The sequence below is a fragment of the Sphingopyxis sp. SCN 67-31 genome (genome assembly GCF_001725095.1).
The window spans coordinates 11204-16808 of sequence record NZ_MEFH01000027.1 but is presented as its reverse complement, the minus strand read 5'-3'; the positions used below and the strand labels follow the sequence as shown (position 1 = coordinate 16808).

Annotated in this window: 4 protein-coding genes and 1 pseudogene; 3 read left to right on the top strand and 2 right to left on the bottom strand. The window is 63.2% G+C overall.

Features of this window, described 5'->3' with window-relative positions; translation table 11 throughout:
* A pseudogene (locus ABS88_RS04665) lies at nt 1–542 on the top strand (antitoxin); the annotation flags it as partial.
* A gap of 18 nt (nt 543–560) precedes the next feature.
* On the opposite strand, the gene ABS88_RS04660 reads toward ABS88_RS04665, so the two are convergent.
* Nucleotides 561–3524, bottom strand: a complete 2964-nt coding sequence (locus ABS88_RS04660; RefSeq protein ID WP_353745046.1) for a TrlF family AAA-like ATPase — start codon at nt 3522–3524, stop codon at nt 561–563.
* A 171-nt stretch (nt 3525–3695) separates the two neighbouring features.
* Here ABS88_RS04660 and ABS88_RS04655 point away from each other — a divergent pair, with 171 nt between their 5' ends.
* A complete protein-coding gene (locus tag ABS88_RS04655) occupies nt 3696–3824 on the top strand; it encodes a hypothetical protein (RefSeq protein WP_286749249.1) in 129 nt (42 codons plus the stop codon).
* A gap of 211 nt (nt 3825–4035) precedes the next feature.
* On the opposite strand, the gene ABS88_RS04650 is transcribed toward ABS88_RS04655, so the two are convergent.
* On the bottom strand, nt 4036–4791 hold the full coding sequence (locus ABS88_RS04650) for an endonuclease/exonuclease/phosphatase family protein (protein ID WP_286749248.1): 756 nt from the start codon (nt 4789–4791) through the stop codon (nt 4036–4038).
* A 291-nt stretch (nt 4792–5082) separates the two neighbouring features.
* Between ABS88_RS04650 and ABS88_RS04645 the strand changes: the two genes are divergently transcribed.
* Complete coding sequence (locus ABS88_RS04645) at nt 5083–5358, top strand: HU family DNA-binding protein (protein WP_286749246.1); 276 nt, start codon at nt 5083–5085, stop codon at nt 5356–5358.
* Nucleotides 5359–5605 lie beyond the last annotated feature (247 nt).

Here is a 5605-nt window from a genome sequence, read left to right as displayed (position 1 = left end):
ACTCGCCGGAACTTGGAGGCGGCAAGGTCAAGGAACTGCCTTCGGACGGAAATGTCTCGGCGTTGAACATCCCCCACGCGTCCATGGTGTTCGACCATCACGGGACCGTCGAAATCACGGCGGACCTGCTGAACGGTAAGGGCCGTGCCACCGAGGTTGTTCGCTACGCCGATATCGTCACCTTCACCTGTCTCAAGGCCTTTGCTTTCGACCAGAGGTTCGAGAGGAAGGACGCGCACGACTTGATCTACTGCATCGAGAATCTGGAAGGTGGCGTCGGCGCGGCGCAGTCCGCATTCGCAGCAGCCCTGACCGGTCCGCATGCCGAGGCGATCCGCGAGGCGCTTACCCGCTTGGCGGCTCGCTTCCGCGACCCCAATCCCGACGAGAGCTATTTGCGCGACGGGCCCGTCGCCGTGGCAAGCTTCGAAGACGACGAAGCGGATGTCTCGGCCGACCCCGATCTGCTGAACGCCCGGATCTTGCGGCAGCGACATGCCGCGGAAATTATGGCCGACTTTCTTGGAGCATTTGAGATTTGAGGCCGAAACGCCGCTAGCCTATCGTTCCAAGCGAACTCGAAGGCGCCGTGCGCGCTCGCGAAACGCATGTTCCCCGCCCTCGAGAATGTCGCAGACCATCTTGCGGATCGGTGCATCTTCGAGGCCGCCGCTCGCATAGGCGATCTCGGGCAAGCCATCCCCCGGATGTGGGCCGGCTGATGCAACGATGACCTGATCGGCGTCGGTGTTGATCACGAGATTGGCGTTATGCGTGACGATGATGACCTGGCGTTTCGCCTTGGCCTTGAGGAACAGGCCGACGAGTTCATCATAGATCGACTTGGGATCGAGATTTTCCTCGGGCTGATCGATGATCAGCGGCCGCTCATCTGCGTTGTCGAGCGCGAGGTATAGTAGCAGGAGTACGATGCCGCGCGTGCCCGGCGAAAGTTTGCGGATGTCCACCCCATCATAATCGACGCTGTATCGGACTTCGATATGATCGGTGCCATAGAGCCAGCGCGCGAACAGCTTGAGCCAGCCGCGGAATGCGGCAGCATCACTGCGCTGTGCGAGAGCATGTTCGAAGAAGCTCTTCTGATATTTTTGGCGAAACTCCTTCAGCGCCTCGGTCACTTCTTCGGCGGTTCCGCTCTCCCAAACGCCGCGAAGCTCGTCATTCGCGGCCTCGAGCAATTTGCCCTCGCCGCGGAACGGACCCTGTCGGCGAAGGTCGAGCAGATCCTCGCCGCGCTTTGCCCACTCCGCCATGTCGGCCCGGCGGGTGACAGTGAATGCAAGCTTCCCCAGCGTCCCGCCCGCCTCGTCCATCCGCGCCCGGATGGGTGCGTAAAGGTCGTTGAGTACCTGCTGTTCCGAGAACACCGCTTCGAAAATTCGCCGGTAACTTGTCTGCCTTTCTGCTGGCAGGCCCTTGGCGCGCTCCTCTGCGCCCTCATAGTCCTTCAGCTTGTCCTGCAGGACCGAGAGCAATTCGGTCTCGGTCGTGATTTTCGTCGACAGGGAATTGAACCGTTCGCGCGTTTCCTTGTCGACGTTTATGATATCGCCGAGCCGACGGATTTCCGCATCGAGCCGGCCCAGGGGAAGTTTCGTCAGATCGGCATCGTCGGCGATGAGCGGGGTCGCTGGATCGGTGATTGCGATATCGATCCCGCGCCACCCGTCACGGTTCTTCCGGGTGGAGGACAAATTGTGGTTGATGATGCCGTCAACATTGCCGCTGTACTGCGTCAGAAACGGGTCCCACGCCTCGCCGGCTATGCCGGCATCCTTGTGGCGCTCTTGCGCATCGCGCAGATTTTCGGGCGCCTGATGGGTCCGGAAGTCCGAAACCTCGTCCTGGACGAGTAGCAACTTCTGCTCGCGATTGGTCAGGCGCCTAACCCGTGCGCGCACTTCGTTTGCCGCCTCGGTCAGGGCTTCGAGGCGCTTGATCCGGTCCTCGCTGCCTTTGCGGACAAGCTTGCCGCGGTCCTCGGTGAGCTGGGTGATCTTGAGCTTCTTCTCGTCGACCTGCTTCCGAATGGCCAAGATCTGAGATTGCTTCTCCAGCTCGATGTTGATCCGGTCGGACAATTCCTCAAGCTTCTGCTCCTCGCGGCGTCGCGCCTCGCGAAACCGGGCAGCCTTGAGGTCGCGAAGGTCCGCAAAATCGACGGCGCCCTCGCGCTCGGTCGGACTGTGCGCGTCAAAGACCACGCGTTCGACTTCCGACAGCAGGCCATCGGTCATTCCCTCCGGCGAGCAGAGCGATTCCACGAACTGCTGTGTCAGATATCGAGCGCGGGCGTAGCCGTCCCATGCCGCCGCGGCATTATCGAGGCCGCGTTCGGTGACAACGCCATTGCCCCAATCGAGCTTCACCGTCGCATCATCGAGATATTCGCTCGCCCGAACCAGGAACGACTGCATAGGGAGCTGGTCGGCATGGGCATCGCAGCCCGCTGCGATCATGTCCGCCAGCGCGGTCTTGCCGGACCCGCGCGCACCAATGATCGCGACGAGGCCCGGGTTGAGATCGATCACCGAATTGGGGGCCCACGGCGCATTCGTCAGGGTGACACGGCGGATCGTCTCGGACGGCGCGGCTGCGGGCGGCGCCTCGGTCCCGACGTAAGCGCGGCCCTCGGGATCGATGCAGGCCTGCTTCAGTCCGTCGAATGTCGCCGCACCTTTGATCCAGGTATAGCGGTCGCCATCGGGCGCGCCCGTTCGCTCGACAGAATGCCCGTCGCTGCCGTGCATGCAGGGCTTGAGCCCGCCGTAGGTCTCGCAGATATGCTCGCGACTGGTTTTTCGGCCGAGCCAAAATTCACGCTGCGCCGGGCTCGACGCGAACATGATGTGAGCGAAATGTTCAATCTGCTGGCGCAAAGCCTGGTCTGCGCCATCTTGAAGTCCCGATGTCCCATCGCCCTTCGCCCCGGCGACCGCGATCAGGATATTCTCCTGCGCCCAGCTCATCCCCTTATATTCTTCACGGAGTTGATCGAAGCTTACCTTGAATTGTTCGGAGCCGTGGCGAAGCGCTGAACGATCATCGGTCAGCTCGGAATTGAGCACCCGTCCCAAGCGGATCAGCTCCGAAGGATTGCAGGCGAAGGTGTCGGTCGTGGTCTTGAAGGTCAGGCGCTGGAGGAAGCGCGTGAGTTGCTCGACATGATCGGGATCGTCGGGGCAGACGAGCAGATGGGCGTTGATCCACGACCGCGCGGTTCCCACGCTGAACCGAAGCTCGATATTCGGAAAGATCAGGTCGCAGTCCTTGAGGCGACCTTGCTCCTTGCGCGCGCGAACCTCCTTGTAGAGTTCAAGCCCGTAATAGTCGGTAATACCGAGCGCACGGATCGCCGGCGTCGCACCCTCGATCGCGGCAAGATAGGCTTCCCAATCGCCCTTGAACTGGTCGTTGAAGATCGTGCCCGGGGCGTGGACGTGCGGATCCCATCGCAGCCACAACGATCCCGGTCCGATCGATTCCTCTTCCCCCACGGTCATGGCGCGGCACGCTATCGTCAACAGGGGCGAAACGGAAGTGCCGCCGCCAGATCAAACCATTTTGGATCTATTTTGTGCCGGGGCGTGCGGCTTGTCAGCGGGGCGGCTTTGCTTCGCCGGAACCGTGGGCGTTGCCGACCGTTCTTGAAAGGCCCGATTATAGGAGGTCTCATGGCAAGCGCGCCGCCCGATCCGCATCCGGACTCCCTGCTGACCGGCCCCGAGCAAGTTCCGGAGCAAGTTCCCCTCCCGGATGACGACGGCAGGGAGAGCGTCGAGGATGTGCCGAAAGCAGAGTGATTGTCGGGCCGCTTGGCTTCTCGCCCGCGGCTTCGTGCTGTGCTGATCTATCGAGCGTAAACGGTAAGCCCCGCTACATCGCTGCAGCGGGGCTTCCCTAGATTGCATCCGAAGATGCCATCAAATTCTGCCATTCTTTCGTCTGGACAGGTAAGTGAAACGTGCCGGGCGCGCGATGGTTCCGTGGGCTACTTCGAGGCCCGGAATGTTTCTAGCGCCGCAGCGTGACCGCGATCGGGCAGTGGTCCGAATAATGCTTCTCACCGGGCGCATAGAGCGTTTCGGTGAACGCGGTCCGGTCAGCTGCTGCCCGGCGGTCCAGAACGATATGGTCGATGAAACTGTCGTAGCGCGGATCGCAGGCCGGCTGCAGGCCTGCGTCGGCGGGCGTCAGATCGGCGTTGGCCGGATCGCCATCGTCGATCTCGGTCCAGATCGCGTCGCCGGGAAGCGCGAGCCGCCGGTTCCAGTCGCCCAGCACCGCGAAACGCTCGGGCCCGGCGGCAGCCGCATCGATCCAGGCTTCGAGCGCCGGAATCTGATCCTGGAATATGGGGCAGGCCTTCGCTTCGCTCCCGGAAAAGCAGCCTGACTTCAAGTGGACGCCGAGAAGGCGGATCGGTGTGCGGCCCTCGGGGCGGAGCGTGATGTCGACGCCCGAGCGAAGCTGCTCGTTGCCGCGCATGAGCGACGTCACATCGGCATGGCGATCGAATGCCATGTCCTTGCGGATCGCGAAACCGACCGCCTGGCGGATCACCGTCTGCGCGGGGAATTTGCCGCCGCAGGTCCCGCCCGGCGAACCCTTCCGCGTCTCCATGACCACGATATATTTGGCGGGATCGAAGATCCGCGCCGCCGCCGCCTCATTCTCGGCCTCCTGAAAAGCAATCACATCGACGTCGAGGCCGTCGGCGATGCGGCGCATTGCCGCATAGTCGCTATCGTCCCGTGGATTGCAGCCCATGCCATTATGTTGAGCCAGAAATTCGAGGTTCCAGCTTGCAAGCTTGAGCGGCCTCGACGGGGCGGGCTGGTTTCCGGGTGCGGATGTTGCGGGCGAGCAGGCGGCCGCCAGAAGCAGAAGCGCCGCAGCGATAAGACGGTGGGGAAGCATGGGCTGCTAGTGCCGCACGCCGCCGCCGAGTTCAACTCGCCCGTTCGCAGCTCATGCTGCGGTGCAGATGGTGCGAGCGCACCCGCGGCGCTATAGCGCCCGCCCGGCCGGCATCCTTCCGGCCGCTTGAGGAGAAAATTCATGAACCACGCCGAACTGTCCGACAGCGTCGCTGCCGCGCTCGGAGTAAGCAAGGCCGATGCAAAGAAGGCCGTCGATGCCGTCTTCGCCGCGATCACGGATGCGGCAGCGAAGGGCGAAGAGGTATCTGTCAGCGGATTTGGCAAGTTCAAGGTATCGACGTCGGCTGCGCGCGAAGGCCGCAATCCGGCGACCGGCGAGCCCATGCAGATCGCGGCGAAGAAGAAGCTCGGCTTCGGCGCCGCCAAGGCGGTCAAGGATCGCCTGAACGGCTGAGCCGGTACGTCCCGCCGGTAATCCGGCGGGACGGCCGCGCGGCCGCATGTCGAGCGCGGCATCTGATGAGCGCGCTCTGGCCTCGCAGGCTCGGTCAGGGGTCGCGCATTTGTTCTCGCCGCGCGAGCGCACTCGGCTCGCCTTCCTTGCGCGGCGGCGGCTAGCGCCTGCTGCGGGTACACGGCGCTTCGCGCCGTGCAGGCCATCGCGGGGCGATGGCCGACCCGCTGCACGCGCATCGCACGCC